The 14,815-nt window shown below is 72.6% G+C and carries 2 protein-coding genes; both read right to left on the minus strand.

Annotation, left to right across the window (positions count from 1 at the left end; genetic code table 11):
* Positions 1-28: 28 nt before the first annotated feature.
* Complete coding sequence (gene fabV / locus SAVERM_RS39975) at positions 29-1,228, minus strand: enoyl-[acyl-carrier-protein] reductase FabV (protein ID WP_037652876.1); 1,200 nt, start codon at positions 1,226-1,228, stop codon at positions 29-31.
* Positions 1,215-14,726 carry a type I polyketide synthase gene (locus tag SAVERM_RS43695; RefSeq protein WP_042492970.1) on the minus strand — a complete coding sequence of 4,504 codons (13,512 nt, stop codon included), beginning with the start codon at positions 14,724-14,726 and terminating at the stop codon, positions 1,215-1,217. The genes fabV and SAVERM_RS43695 overlap by 14 nt, the downstream gene beginning before the upstream one ends.
* Positions 14,727-14,815: the final 89 nt, after the last annotated feature.

Genomic DNA, 14,815 nt, shown 5'->3' on the forward strand with positions numbered 1-14,815 from the left:
CGAGATGCCCATGGGTGGACTCCGATGTCTACGACTCCGGCCAGGGCAGGTCGGTCGCGACCGGGACGGTGTAGTCGACGCCGGGGACGTCGAAGCCGTACAGGGCACGGCACTGGGCCCGGAACCACGCGGTGTCGGCCAGCGCGGTGACGGTCTCGGGAGTGATCGACCGCCAGCGTTCGGCCACCGCCGCCTGGACCGGCTCGGACAGCTCCCAGCGATCGAGGCGGATGCGGCCGGAGTCGTCCACGTCGGGCCGGCGCGCGGTGAGCTGGTGCCACAGGTCGAGCGACTGCGCCACGGGGGACGGGAAACGGTCGCCGAGAACGCCACGGAGCAGACTCACGTAGAGCGGGATGCCCGGGATGGCGGTCAGCGCCTGGGTGACCAGGGCGCCGTTCACCGAGGTGAAGGCGCGGCCGTCCACCGCGGCCAGCCGCTCGGTCAGGGCGCGCGCGGTGGACTCCAGGTGGGCCTTGGCGGCGCCGATCGTGCCCCCGCGGTAGATCGCCGAGGTCAGCGGCGAGCCGATGTACGTGAGGGCGACCGTGCGGAAGCCGCTCCGCAGCAGCCCGCGCTCGGCCAGCGCCGTGATCCAGCGGGACCAGTCCTCGCCGCCCATGACCCCCACGGTCGCGGCGGCCTCGGCCTCGGTCGCCGGGGCGACCGTGACCTCCCGCACCTGCGCGGCTCCGTCGTCGGCGAACTCCAGGTTCCGGGTGGTGTGCGGCGCGCCGAGCGGCTTGAGCACCGACTGGTAGGTCGTGCCGCTCCGCGGGTCGGTGCGCCGGGGCGCGGCGACGCTGTAGATCAGGTAGTCCACGCCGCCGAACCGCTCGGCCAGCAGATCCAGCGTCTCGGTCTTCGTGGTGTCGGCAAAGGCGTCGGCGTTGCGGAACGAGAAGTCCGCCCCGAGCTCGCGGGCGATCGCGTCGGTGGCGACCGTGCGATACCACCCGGCGGTCGCGCTGCGATGCCCGGCCGGCCGTTCGAGGCCGATCCCCACGCCGTCGATGCCGTACCGCACCAGCCCGGCGATCGTGCTCGCCAGACCGTAGCCCGAGCTCGACCCGATGACCAGCGCCGTGGGCCGCCGCGCCGGTGGCTTCTCCGGGACCGGCACCTCGGCCCGCATCAGCTCCACGCTGCGGAAGCATCCGACCGGATGCGCGTCGAGCAGAAGATAGCCACGTCCTGTCGGTTTCACGACGCGCTCAGACTGTGTCATCGATGGGGGCATCATCGGCTCCTCTGCCGGATCGGTTGTCGAGCAGTGCCTGCTTGAGGTGCTGGACCAGGTCGTCCGGTGTCGACCGGTGGAACATCGACGCGGTGTCCAGACGCACACCGGTCGCCGAGTCGAGGCGGTTCCGCAGGGTCAGGATGGACAGCGAGTCGAAGCCGAAGTCGAGCAGGATCTGGTTCGGCCGCACCACGTCGGCCGACTCCAGCCCGAGCACCGCCGAGATCTGTGTGGAGATCAGGCCGGACAGCGTCCGGTCCTGTTCGGCCTCCGCCATCGACGCGAGCCGTTGCCGCAGCGATGTGACCGAGACCGCGCCTCCGCTCGCCGTGCGTTTGCCGGTGGTCTTGACCAGCGACCTGAACAGCGGCGGCAGCGCCTCCCCGGCCTCGGCCTGCCTGGTCAGCTCGGCCAGATCCAGCCTGGCCGGGATCCACACGGGTTCGTCCGCGCGGCAGGCGGTGTCGAACAGCGCGACGGCCTCCCGCGCCCCCAGCACGCCCACTCCCGCGTTCCCGCCACGGGACGGTGCGTCGTCCGCCGTCCAGGGCCCCCAGGCCAGCGACACCGCGGGGGCGCCGCGCGCCCGGCGCCGTCGGGCCAGCGCGTCCAGCGCGACCGCTGACGCGGCCGTGGCGGCGGTTCCGGCACCACCGACGGTTCCGGCGAACGACGAGCACAGGACGAGGGTGGCCTCCCCGATCTCCTGGTCGAGGACTCCCGCGGCACCGACCATCGCGCCCACCACCTCGGCGAGCGCGTCCGGGGCTTGAGACGGTGGCGCAGACAGGGTTCTGTCGTGCGGCGGAGCCTGCGGTATGTGCACGACCATGGTCAGCGGACGCTCCGCGGGCAGACGGCCGATCAGCTCCCGCAGCGCCGTGCGGTCGGCCGGATCGCACGCCGCGGTGGTGACGGCGGCGCCCAGCGCGGTGAGTTCCGCGGTCGGCTCGGGGGCTTCGGCGCCGGTGAACAGCAGATGCCGTACCCCGTGCACGGAGACGAGGTGCCGCGCCAGTCGCTCGCCCATGGGTGTGGTCCCGCCTGTGATCAGCACGGTGCCCTCGTGGCCGGCGAACCGCTCCCTCGTACCCACCGGTGCGCCCGGGGCGAGCCGTGGCACCCTGACCCGACCCTCGCGCAGGGCCATCTGCGGCTCGCCGGACATGACGGGCCTCGGCAGCGCACGCCAGGACGCCTCGTCGGCGTCCACGTCGGCGAGGACGAACCGTCCGGGGTTCTCCGCCTGCGCGGACCGGACAAGCCCCCACACCGCGGCGCCCGCGAGGTCGGCGCCGGCAGGGTCGAAGGCCGGCACGGCGGCGGTGGTCAGGAACACCACGGTCGCCGTGGCGAGCCTCTCGGCCGACTGCACCGCGTTCAGCCGGCTCAGTGTCTCCCGCACGGTGGCGGCGACCTCCGCGCCCGTCGGCACGGTGAGCAGCAGATAGTCCGGCGCGTCCCCGTCGGCTTCGGCCAGGGCGTCGAGTCCCGGGTATGCCCGGGCGTACACGCCTGCGGCCGTCAGCCCCGCCGCGGCGCGGAGCGGATCCTCGCCCACGACGGCCCAGTTCGCCTTCCGGGGCGACGACTTCGCGAGGTGGTCGACCCATGCCTCCCGGTGGAGCACGCCGAGTTGTACGACCCCGGCGGCCCGCAGCTCCCCGGGTTCGACGGGCGTGGTACCGACGGTGAACTCGGCGACCGGATCACCCACGGTGTCGGCCAGCGTCACCGACACCGAGCCGGCGCGGTCCGGGCCGATCCGCACCCGCAGGGCGGACGCGCCGACCGCGTGCACGGCGACTCCGCGCCACGATGTCGCCAGCCGGGGGCCCTCGGTGCACGCGGCGTGGAGGGTGGCGTCGAGGAGGGCGGGGTGGATGGTGAAGGCGTCGGGCTCGGTGGGGAGGGAGATCTCGGCGTAGACGTGGTCGTTGTGGCGCCACATCCGGTGCAGCCCCTGGAACACCGCACCGTAGTGGTACCCCTGGGCGGCCAGGGTCTCGTAGGAGACGTCCACGGGCCGTGCCCCGGCGGGGGGCCAGGCCGTGAGGTCCCAGTCCGGGGACGGCGTCTCGGCGTCCAGGACACCCGTCGCGTGACACGTCCAGGACGTGGCCGTGCCCATGTCCGGCCGGGCGTCGATCCGCACCGTACGCCCGCTCTCACCGGCGGCCGGCTCGCTCACCTCCACCCGTAGCCGTACGGCGCCGTGCTCGGGCAGGACGAGCGGGGACCGCACGGTCAGCTCACGGATGCTGCCGGCGCCGACCCGGTCGGCGGCGTACACCGCCAGCTCCACGAACGCGGCGCCGGGCACCACGAGGGTGCCGGCCACCTGGTGGTCGGCCAGCCAGGGATGAGTGGCCAGGGACACCCGGCCGGTGAAGACCGTGCCGGCCGCACCCTCGACGACAGCACCGAGCAGGGGATGGCCGGCCGCGGTCAGCCCGACCGCACCGACATCACGACGGCCGGTGTCCGGGGTCAGCCAGTACCGCGTCCGCTCGAACGGATAGGAGGGCAGGGTGACATGTCCGCCACGGCTCTGGTCCGCCGGGTTCCAGCGGTCGACGGCCCCCGCGGTGAAGGCATCCCCGGCCGACCACAGGAAGCTGTCCAGGCCACCGTGATGGCGACGCAGAGTCCCGATGGCGCGGGCCGGAGTGTGCGTGCTGTCGATGGTCTCCTGCACACCGGCGACCAGAACCGGGTGCGGACTGCATTCGATGAAGGTGTCGAAGCCGTCCGCCAGCAACAACCGGGTGACGGCCTCGAACTCGACGGTTTCGCGGAGATTGCGGAACCAGTAGTCCGCGTCGAGCTCGGTGGTGTCGATCCGCCGCCCGGTGACGGTCGAGTAGAAGCGGAGGTCACCGGCTCGCGGGGTGATCGGCGCCAGCAGATCCATGACGTTCTCGCGCAGTCGGTCGACGTGGCAGGAGTGCGAGGCGTAGTCGACGGGGATACGCCAGGTACGCACGTTCTCGGCCTCGAACACGGCCTGCAGCTCGTCGAGAGCCCCCGCGCTGCCGGAGACGACCGTGGACGTCGGACCGTTGATCGCGGCGATCTCGACATCGCCGCCCCACCGCCCCAGACGCGGCCGCACCTCGTCCACCGACAGCCCGACCGACACCATCCCGCCCCGCCCGGCCAAGGCCCGGATCGCCTGACTGCGCAACGTCACCACACGCGCCGCGTCCTCCAGCGACAGAACCCCCGCCACATACGCGGCAGCGATCTCCCCCTGCGAATGCCCCACGACCGCATCCGGGCGCACCCCGTGCGCCTCCCACAACGCCGCCAGCGACACCATCACCGCGAACAACGCCGGCTGCACCACATCCACCCGCGACAGCAGCACACCACCGTCATCGCTCAGCAGCACATCCAGCAGATCCCACTCCACGAAGGCGGACAACGCCTTCGCGCACTCCTCGAGACGGGCCCTGAACACCGGAGCACCCGCATACAACTCCCGCGCCATCGCACCCCACTGCGAACCCTGCCCCGGAAACACCAACACCGTCCCGCCGGCCCCGGCGACCCCCGTCACCACGCCATCGCAAGGAGCACCCTCCGCGAGGGAACCCAGCCCCACCAGCAACTCCTCACGCGTGGCACCCAGCACCACGCCACGCCACTCGAACGCGGTACGGGCCGCCAGCGTCGCCGCCACGTCCTCCAACGGCACCCCGGTATCAGCGGCGGCCTCGGCGATCCGCCCCGCGTGGGCCCGCAGCGCCTCCTCACTCCGCGCCGACAACACCCACCCGACCGGCCCCGCCTGCTCCGTGAAAGACACCGGCCCCGCCGGCAGGACGGACCCCGCCGGCGGGACGGACTCCTGCGGCAGGACGGACTCCGACGGCGGGACGGACTCCGGCGGCAGTGACTGTTCGGCCGGCGGCGCCTGCTCCAAAATCACATGCGCGTTGGTGCCGCTGATCCCGAACGACGACACCCCCGCACGACGCGGCCGGCCCTCCGAACGCCACTCACGCGACTCGGTCAGCAGCCGAACTCCCCCGGCACTCCAGTCCACATGAGACGTCGGCTCATCCACATGCAACGTGGCGGGCAGCACCCCACGACGCAGCGCCTCCACCATCTTGATCACACCACCCACCCCGGCCGCCGCCATCGTGTGACCGACGTTCGACTTCAGCGAACCCAGCCACAACGGCCGGTCCTCCGAACGCCCCTTCCCATACGTGGCCAGCAACGCCTGCGCCTCGATCGGATCACCGAGCCTCGTCCCCGTACCATGCGCCTCCACCACATCCACATCACCCGCGCCCAGCCCCGCATCCGCCAGCGCCAGACGAATCACACGCTGCTGCGACGGACCGTTCGGAGCCGTCAACCCGTTCGACGCACCGTCCTGGTTCACCGCCGAACCCCGCAGCACCGCCAACACCCGATGCCCACGGGCACGCGCCACCGACAACCGCTCCAGCACCACAAGACCCGCACCCTCACCCCAACCGGTCCCATCCGCCGACTCCGCGAACGCCTTGCACCGCCCATCAGCGGACAGCCCACGCTGCCGGGAGAACTCCACCAACACCCCGGGCGAGGACATCACGCTCACACCACCAGCCACCGCCAGGGAGCACTCCCCGCTCCGCACCGCCCGGGCAGCCTGATGCAACGCGACCAACGACGACGAACACGCCGTGTCCACCGTCACCGCCGGCCCCTCCAAATCCAGGAAATACGCCAACCGGCCCGACGTGACGCTCCCACTGGTACCGGTGAGCAGCAGCCCATCGGCCTCCGCGGACCCCTCGTGCATCGGCGGCCCGTAGTCCTGCGACATCGCGCCGATGAACACGCCCGTGTCGCTGCCGCGCAGCGATCCGGGCTCGATCCCGGCGTCCTCCAGCGTCTGCCACATGGTCTCCAGAAGCAGTCGCTGCTGCGGGTGCATCGCCAGCGCCTCGCGCGGCGACACCCCGAAGAACCCGGCGTCGAACTCCCCCGCGTCGTCGAGGAAGTAGCCCTTGTCCACGTAGCTCTTGCCGGTCCGTCCGGGGTCCGGGTCGAACAGGTTCTCCAGATCCCAGCCACGATCGCGCGGCAGCCCGGACACGGCGTCCCGACCCGACCGCACCAGCTCCCACAGAGCGTCCGGCGACGACACGCCACCGGGAAACCGGCAGCCCATCCCGACGACGGCGACCGGATCATCGTCCTCCGCCGTGGCGGCCGCAGCGGCCGGAGCGACGGCCTGGGTGCTCCCGCCGAGCAGCTCCTCGCGCAGGAACGCGGCCAGCGCGGACGGGGTCGGCCGGTCGAACGCCACGGTGGCCGACAGCCGCAGTCCGGTGACCTCGTTGAGCCGCTTGCGGAGTTCCACCGCGGACAGCGAGTCGAGGCCGAGCTCCCTGAACGCGACGGCCGGCTGTACGGAGTCGGCGCCGGCGTGGCCGAGCACGGTGGCGGTGTGGGAGCGCACCAGATCGAGCAGCTCGCGGTCGACGTCCTCGGCCGTGTGGCCGGCCAGCCGGTCGGCGAGCGTCGACGCGGTCGCCGTGACGGCGGTCGCCGCGCGCCGCGCCCGGACCAGCCCGCGCAGAACCTCCGGCAGGGTCGCCCCCGCGGCCTGCGCACGCAGCCGGTCCAGGTCGAGCGCGACCGGTGCAGCGGTGGCCTCACCTCGGGCGAACGCCGCGTCGAACAGCGCGACGCCCTCGTCCGACGGAAGCGGCTTCAGCCCAGTGCGCGCCATGCGGGCGATGTCCGCGTCGTTCAGGCCGCGGGTCAGTTCGCTGCGCTCGCTCCAGAACCCCCACGCGAGCGAGGTCGCCGGAAGTCCGGTGGCGTGGCGGTACTGGGCGAGCGCGTCGAGGAACACGTTCGCGGCGGCGTAGTTCGCCTGGCCCGCGTTGCCGATCGTGCCCATGATCGAGGAGAACAGCACGAACGCGGACAGCCCGAGGTCCTTGGTCAGGTCGTGCAGGTTCCACGCCGCGTCCAGCTTCGGCGTGAGGACGGCGTCGATCTTCTCCGGTGTCATCCCGGCGATCAGCCCGTCGTCCAGGGTCCCGGCGGCGTGCACCACGCCGGTGAGCGGGTGGTTCGCCGGGACTGCCGCGAGCAGTGCCGAGAGCGCGCCCCGGTCGGCCACGTCGCACGCGGCGATCGTCACCTCGGCGCCCAGCCCGGACAGCTCGGCGACCAGGTCCGCGGCTCCCGAGGCGTCCGGTCCGCGCCGGGAGACCAGCAGCAGGTGCCGCACCCCGTGCTGCGTGACCAGGTGCTGGGCGAACAGCCTGCCGAGTGTTCCGGTACCTCCGGTGAGCAGCACGGTGCCGTCGGTGTCCCACCGTGACGGCGCCTCCGGCCCGCGCCGGCCCTCGGGCTCCGGCCGCCCCGGCATGCCCGCGGGTCCCCGTGGGCCGTCCTGGGAGCTCGCCCTGGCCAGTCTCGGCACCACGACCCGTCCGTCACGCAGCGCGAACTGGGTGGCGCCGCCGGCTAGCGCGGACGGCAGCGCGGCCGACGAGCGAGCGTCCTCGTCCACGTCGGCCAGGATCAGCCGGCCGGGATGCTCGCTCTGCGCGGAGCGGAGCAGCCCCCAGAGGGGCGCGGTGGACAGGTCCGGTACGGGCTCGCCGGATCCGGTCATCACCGCGCGCCGGGTCACCACGACCAGCCGCGCCTCCCCGAAGCGTTCGTCGGACACCCAGGCCTGGACCAGGTCGAGCGCACGGTACAGCGCCGTGCGGGCGGCTCCGGGGACGTCTGCCGTCTCATCCCCTTCGATGCATACGACCACGTCGGACGAGTCGCCGGGTATCGCGGACAGTTCGGTGAACCGTCGCCAGTCGACGCCGTCCGCCGTCGCCGCGCGCAGGCCGAACGGGTCGTGGCCGAGCAGCGAGAGCCGGGTGGGCGGTGCCGCGTCCGCCGACGGCGCGGGTGTCCACTCCAGGTGCAGCAGGGAGTCCCGGCTGACGGCCGCGGAGCCGAGGTCGGCGAGGTCGGCCGGAAGCATGGCCAGCGACGCCACCTCTGCCACGGGCATGCCGGCGCCGTCCGCCGCGCGCAGCCGTATCGCGTTGTCCCCCGCAGTCGTCACTGACACGCGCAGCGCGGAGGCGCCGGAGGCGTACAGCGTGGCGCCTTCCCATGCGTACGGCAGTCGTATCCGGCCGTCGCTCGGCAGGACCTGACTCATGAGTGCGGCGTGGAGGGTGGCGTCGAGGAGGGCGGGGTGGATGGTGAAGGCGTCGGGCTCGGTGGGGAGGGAGATCTCGGCGTAGACGTGGTCGTTGTGGCGCCACATCCGGTGCAGCCCCTGGAACACCGCACCGTAGTGGTACCCCTGGGCGGCCAGGGTCTCGTAGGAGACGTCCACGGGCCGTGCCCCGGCGGGGGGCCAGGCCGTGAGGTCCCAGTCCGGGGACGGCGTCTCGGCGTCCAGGACACCCGTCGCGTGACACGTCCAGGACGTGGCCGTGCCCATGTCCGGCCGGGCGTCGATCCGCACCGTACGCCCGCTCTCACCGGCGGCCGGCTCGCTCACCTCCACCCGTAGCCGTACGGCGCCGTGCTCGGGCAGGACGAGCGGGGACCGCACGGTCAGCTCACGGATGCTGCCGGCGCCGACCCGGTCGGCGGCGTACACCGCCAGCTCGGCGAAGGCGGCGCCGGGCACCACGAGGGTGCCGGCCACCTGGTGGTCGGCCAGCCAGGGATGCGTGGCCAGGGAGATCCGACCGGTGAGGACCAGGCTGGTCGCCCCCTCGGTGACCGCGCCGAGCAGGGGATGGCCGGCCGCGGTCAGCCCGCTGGCGGCGATGTCACGTCGGCTCGTGTCGGGCTCGAGCCAGTACCGCGTCCGCTGGAAGGGGTAGGTCGGCAGGTCGGCATGACGGCCGTCGTGCGGACGTGCGGGCGTGTGCTGGGTGGTGGCGCCGGCGGTGAACGCCTCGCCGGTGGAGCGCAGGAAGCTGTCCAGGCCACCGTGATGGCGACGCAGAGTCCCGATGGCGCGGGCCGGAGTGTGCGTGCTGTCGATGGTCTCCTGCACACCGGCGACCAGAACCGGGTGCGGACTGCATTCGATGAAGGTGTCGAAGCCGTCCGCCAGCAACAACCGGGTGACGGCCTCGAACTCGACGGTTTCGCGGAGATTGCGGAACCAGTAGTCCGCGTCGAGCTCGGTGGTGTCGATCCGCCGCCCGGTGACGGTCGAGTAGAAGCGGAGGTCACCGGCTCGCGGGGTGATCGGCGCCAGCAGATCCATGACGTTCTCGCGCAGTCGGTCGACGTGGCAGGAGTGCGAGGCGTAGTCGACGGGGATACGCCAGGTACGCACGTTCTCGGCCTCGAACACGGCCTGCAGCTCGTCGAGAGCCCCCGCGCTGCCGGAGACGACCGTGGACGTCGGACCGTTGATCGCGGCGATCTCGACATCGCCGCCCCACCGCCCCAGACGCGGCCGCACCTCGTCCACCGACAGCCCGACCGACACCATCCCGCCCCGCCCGGCCAAGGCCCGGATCGCCTGACTGCGCAACGTCACCACACGCGCCGCGTCCTCCAGCGACAGAACCCCCGCCACATACGCGGCAGCGATCTCCCCCTGCGAATGCCCCACGACCGCATCCGGGCGCACCCCGTGCGCCTCCCACAACGCCGCCAGCGACACCATCACCGCGAACAACGCCGGCTGCACCACATCCACCCGCGACAGCAGCACACCACCGTCATCGCTCAGCAGCACATCCAGCAGATCCCACTCCACGAAGGCGGACAACGCCTTCGCGCACTCCTCGAGACGGGCCCTGAACACCGGAGCACCCGCATACAACTCCCGCGCCATCGCACCCCACTGCGAACCCTGCCCCGGAAACACCAACACCGTCCCGCCGGCCCCGGCGACCCCCGTCACCACGCCATCGCAAGGAGCACCCTCCGCGAGGGAACCCAGCCCCACCAGCAACTCCTCACGCGTGGCACCCAGCACCACGCCACGCCACTCGAACGCGGTACGGGCCGCCAGCGTCGCCGCCACGTCCTCCAACGGCACCCCGGTATCAGCGGCGGCCTCGGCGATCCGCCCCGCGTGGGCCCGCAGCGCCTCCTCACTCCGCGCCGACAACACCCACCCGACCGGCCCCGCCTGCTCCGTGAAAGACACCGGCCCCGCCGGCAGGACGGACCCCGCCGGCGGGACGGACTCCTGCGGCAGGACGGACTCCGACGGCGGGACGGACTCCGGCGGCAGTGACTGTTCGGCCGGCGGCGCCTGCTCCAAAATCACATGCGCGTTGGTGCCGCTGATCCCGAACGACGACACCCCCGCACGACGCGGCCGGCCCTCCGAACGCCACTCACGCGACTCGGTCAGCAGCCGAACTCCCCCGGCACTCCAGTCCACATGAGACGTCGGCTCATCCACATGCAACGTGGCGGGCAGCACCCCACGACGCAGCGCCTCCACCATCTTGATCACACCACCCACCCCGGCCGCCGCCATCGTGTGACCGACGTTCGACTTCAGCGAACCCAGCCACAACGGCCGGTCCTCCGAACGCCCCTTCCCATACGTGGCCAGCAACGCCTGCGCCTCGATCGGATCACCGAGCCTCGTCCCCGTACCATGCGCCTCCACCACATCCACATCACCCGCGCCCAGCCCCGCATCCGCCAGCGCCAGACGAATCACACGCTGCTGCGACGGACCGTTCGGAGCCGTCAACCCGTTCGACGCACCGTCCTGGTTCACCGCCGAACCCCGCAGCACCGCCAACACCCGATGCCCACGGGCACGCGCCACCGACAACCGCTCCAGCACCACAAGACCCGCACCCTCACCCCAACCGGTCCCATCCGCCGACTCCGCGAACGCCTTGCACCGCCCATCAGCGGACAGCCCACGCTGCCGGGAGAACTCCACCAACACCCCGGGCGAGGACATCACGCTCACACCACCAGCCACCGCCAGGGAGCACTCCCCGCTCCGCACCGCCCGGGCAGCCTGATGCAACGCGACCAACGACGACGAACACGCCGTGTCCACCGTCACAGCCGGCCCCTCCAGATCCAGGAAATACGCCAACCGGCCCGACGTGACGCTCCCACTGGTACCGGTGAGCACATATCCGTCGACCCCGCCGTGCGGGGTGTCGAGCCGCGGGCCGTAGTCGCCCGCCATGGCGCCGATGAACACGCCCGTGTCGCTGCCGCGCAGCGATCCGGGCTCGATCCCGGCGTCCTCCAGCGTCTCCCAGGCGGTCTCCAGGAGCAGCCGCTGCTGCGGATCCATCGCCAGCGCCTCGCGCGGCGACACCCCGAAGAACCCGGCGTCGAAACCGGCGATGTCGTCGAGGAATCCGCCCTGCCGGACGTACGTCCGCCCGGAGGTCTCCGGGTCCGGGTCGAACAGGTTGTCCAGATCCCAGCCACGATCGCGCGGCAGCCCGGACACGGCGTCCCGACCCGACCGCACCAGCTCCCACAGAGCGTCCGGCGACGACACGCCACCGGGAAACCGGCAGCCCATCCCGACGATGGCGATCGGATCGTCGGCGTCGCCGTCACGAAATGCCGGGACGCTCGGCGCGCCCTCCGCGTCGCCGTGTCCGGTGAGCTTCGCGTGCAGGAACGCCGCGAACCGATCGGGGGTGGGGTGGTCGAACACCAGCGATCCCGGCAGAGCCAGACCCAGCTCCGAGGACAGCCCAGCGCACAGCTCGACCGCGGTGAGCGACGTCAGGCCGAGGTCCTTGAACGACGTCAGCGGCGTCATGTCGGCCGCGTCGTACCCCAGGACGGCCGCGAGGTGGGTGCGCACCAGATCGAGCAGGCTCCCGCGGTCGTGGACCCGCGCCGGCTCCGCGGCGGGCGCGGCCTCGCGCGCCTCGCCGATCCAGTGTCGGCGGCGCTGGAAGGCGTACGTGGGCAGCACGACCCTGCGGCCGCCGTCCAACAGCGGCGTCCAGTCCACCGGCGCCCCCGTGGCATGCAGGGTGCCGAGCGCCCTGAGCAGGGTGCGGACCTCCGCCTGCCCGGTGCGCAGCGTGGCCACCGCCGCCGGCGCCTGCTCGGCGAGGGTCTCCCGGGCCATGCCGGCGAGTACGGGGTCGGGGCCGAGCTCGAGGTAGCGGGAGACGCCCGCGTCGTGCAGGGCGCGGATGCCGTCGGCGAAGCGGACGGTGCCCCGGATCTGACGTGCCCAATAGTCGGGGTCGGTCAGCTCGTCCGTGGTGGCGGGGCGTCCGGTGAGGTTCGAGACGACGGGGATCCGGGGAGCGTGAAAGGTCAGCCCGCGGATGGCGTCGGCGAACTCGTCGAGAACTCCGTCGAGATGGTGGGAGTGGAACGCGTGGCTGACGTTCAGCCGCTTGGTCTTCACTCCTGCGGCGCGGAAGGACTCCGCGGTCGCGAGCACCGGGTCGGCGTCTCCGGAGATCACCACCGAGCGGGGCCCGTTGACGGCGGCGATGCTCACCCCTGACACGGGCAGCAGCGCCCGCACGTCGCCCTCGTCGGCGTTGACGGCCACCATCGCCCCACCGGACCGGGCGGCCTGCATCAGCCGTCCGCGCGCCTCGACGAGCGTGCAGGCGTCGGACAGCGACAGCACCCCCGCGACGTGCGCGGCCGTGACCTCACCGATCGAATGACCTATCAGATGCGTCGGACGCGCTCCGAACGACTCCATCAGCCTGAACAGCGCCGTCTCCAGCGCGAACAGCGCCGCCTGCGTGTACCGGGTCCGGCCGAGCAGGTCCGCGTCGGACCACACGATCTCCCGCAGCTCTCCGCCCAGCGACGGATCCAGTTCCGCGCACACCGCGTCGAAGGACTTGGCGAACACGGGGAAACGCGCGTACAGATCCCGTCCCATGCCGGTTCGTTGCGCGCCCTGCCCGGTGAACATGAAGGCCGTCCCGCCCTCGGCGACCGCACCGGACACGACGTTCGGCGCCGGCTGGTTGGCCGCCAGCGCGGCCAGTCCCTCGCTCAGCTCGGCCGGGTCCTCGCCGATGACGACGGCGCGGTGCGGCAGCGCGGCACGGGTGGTCGCCAGCGAGAACCCGATGTCGAGCGCGTCCGGGCCGTCCTGTGCGGCGAGGTGTCCGGCCAGCCGTTCGGCCTGGACCCGCAGGGCCCGCTCGGTGCCGCCGGACACGAGCCAGGGAACGGTGCCCGCCCGCACGCCGTGGTTCTCCTCGGCAGGGGACGGATCCAGGGCCTGCGCGAGCACAAGATGGCAGTTCGTGCCGCCCATCCCGAACGAGGACACGCCGGCCACCCGCGGCTCGTCGCCGGGCCATGCGCGCAGCTCGGCGGCGACCTCGATGCCCAGCTCGGCGAGCGGGATGTCGTCCGCCGGGGCGGCGAAGTTCAGACTCGCCGGGACCTGGCCGTGCTGGACGGCCAGGGCCGCCTTGATGAGGCCGACGACCCCCGCCGCTCCCTCCGCGTGCCCCACGTTGGTCTTCGCCGACCCCACCACCAGCGGCCGGTCCCGGTCGGCGAAGACCGCGGCCAGCGCCGCCGACTCCACGCGGTCCCCCACGGGGGTTCCGGTGCCGTGCAGCTCCACGTATCCGACCTCGGCGGACCGCGTCCCGGCGTCGGTGAGGGCCGCCCGCAGGACGTCCTCCTGCCCCGCCCGGCTCGGCGTGGTGAGCTGCTCGCCGCCGCCGTCGTTGTTCACCGCTCCGCCGCGGATCACGCACACGACGTCGTGGCCGTACGCGTGGGCGTCCGCCAGGGGCATGAGCACGACCAGGCCGGCGCCCTCGCCGCGCACGTAGCCGTTGGCGCGCCCGTCGAACGTGTAGCAGCGGCCGTCCGGCGACAACGCGCCGAACTCGCTCGCGGTCGCCGTCGACTCCGGCGAGAGGATCAGGTTGACCCCGCCCGCGAGCGCCCACGCCGACTCCCCGCGTCGCACGCTCTCGTACGCCTGGTGCACGGCAACCAGGGCGGAGGACTGTGCCGAGTCCACGACCACGCTCGGGCCGGACAGTCCCAGGAAGAAGGAGATCCGATTCGCGAGGACACCACGCTGGAGCGAGGACAGGGTGAAGCTGTCGATCGCTCCCGCGCCCTGGTCGCGCACCAGACCGGCGTAGTCGTCCCCCATCGCCCCGAGGAAGACTCCGGCCCGGCTGCCCCGCGCCGCCGACGGGTCGACTCCCGCGTGTTCGAGCGCTTCCCACGCGAGTTCCAGCATCAGCCGCTGCCGTGGGTCCATCGCCGCGGCCTCGCGGGGCGACACCCCGAAGAAGCCCGCGTCGAAATCCGCGACGCCGTCGAGCAGACCGGCCCTGGCCACCCGGGTGCCGACGTGGACGGCGCGGTCCGCGGGAACCCCACCGACGGCCTCCCGGCCGGCCGCGAGCAGCTCCCAGTACGCCTCGGGCGAGCTCGCGCCCGGAAGGCGGCACGACAGACCGACCACCGCGACGACGTCCTGACCACTCGTTTTCACGAAGTTCTCTGTCATGACAGCGGAATCTCACTCTGCTCTCGGGAAGGGTGGGCTCGGCCGGTGCCGCCGCTCGCAAACCTCTCGTCCCGGCAATGCGACGAAGG

Source organism: Streptomyces avermitilis MA-4680 = NBRC 14893 (genome assembly GCF_000009765.2).
GTDB lineage: Bacteria > Actinomycetota > Actinomycetes > Streptomycetales > Streptomycetaceae > Streptomyces > Streptomyces avermitilis.

Excerpts from the sequence above, each read along its gene's own strand:
- fabV (WP_037652876.1), bottom strand. The coding sequence starts at position 1,228 with ATGACACAGTCTGAGCGCGTCGTGAAACCGACAGGACGTGGCTATCTT.
- SAVERM_RS43695 (WP_042492970.1), bottom strand. The coding sequence starts at position 14,726 with ATGACAGAGAACTTCGTGAAAACGAGTGGTCAGGACGTCGTCGCGGTG.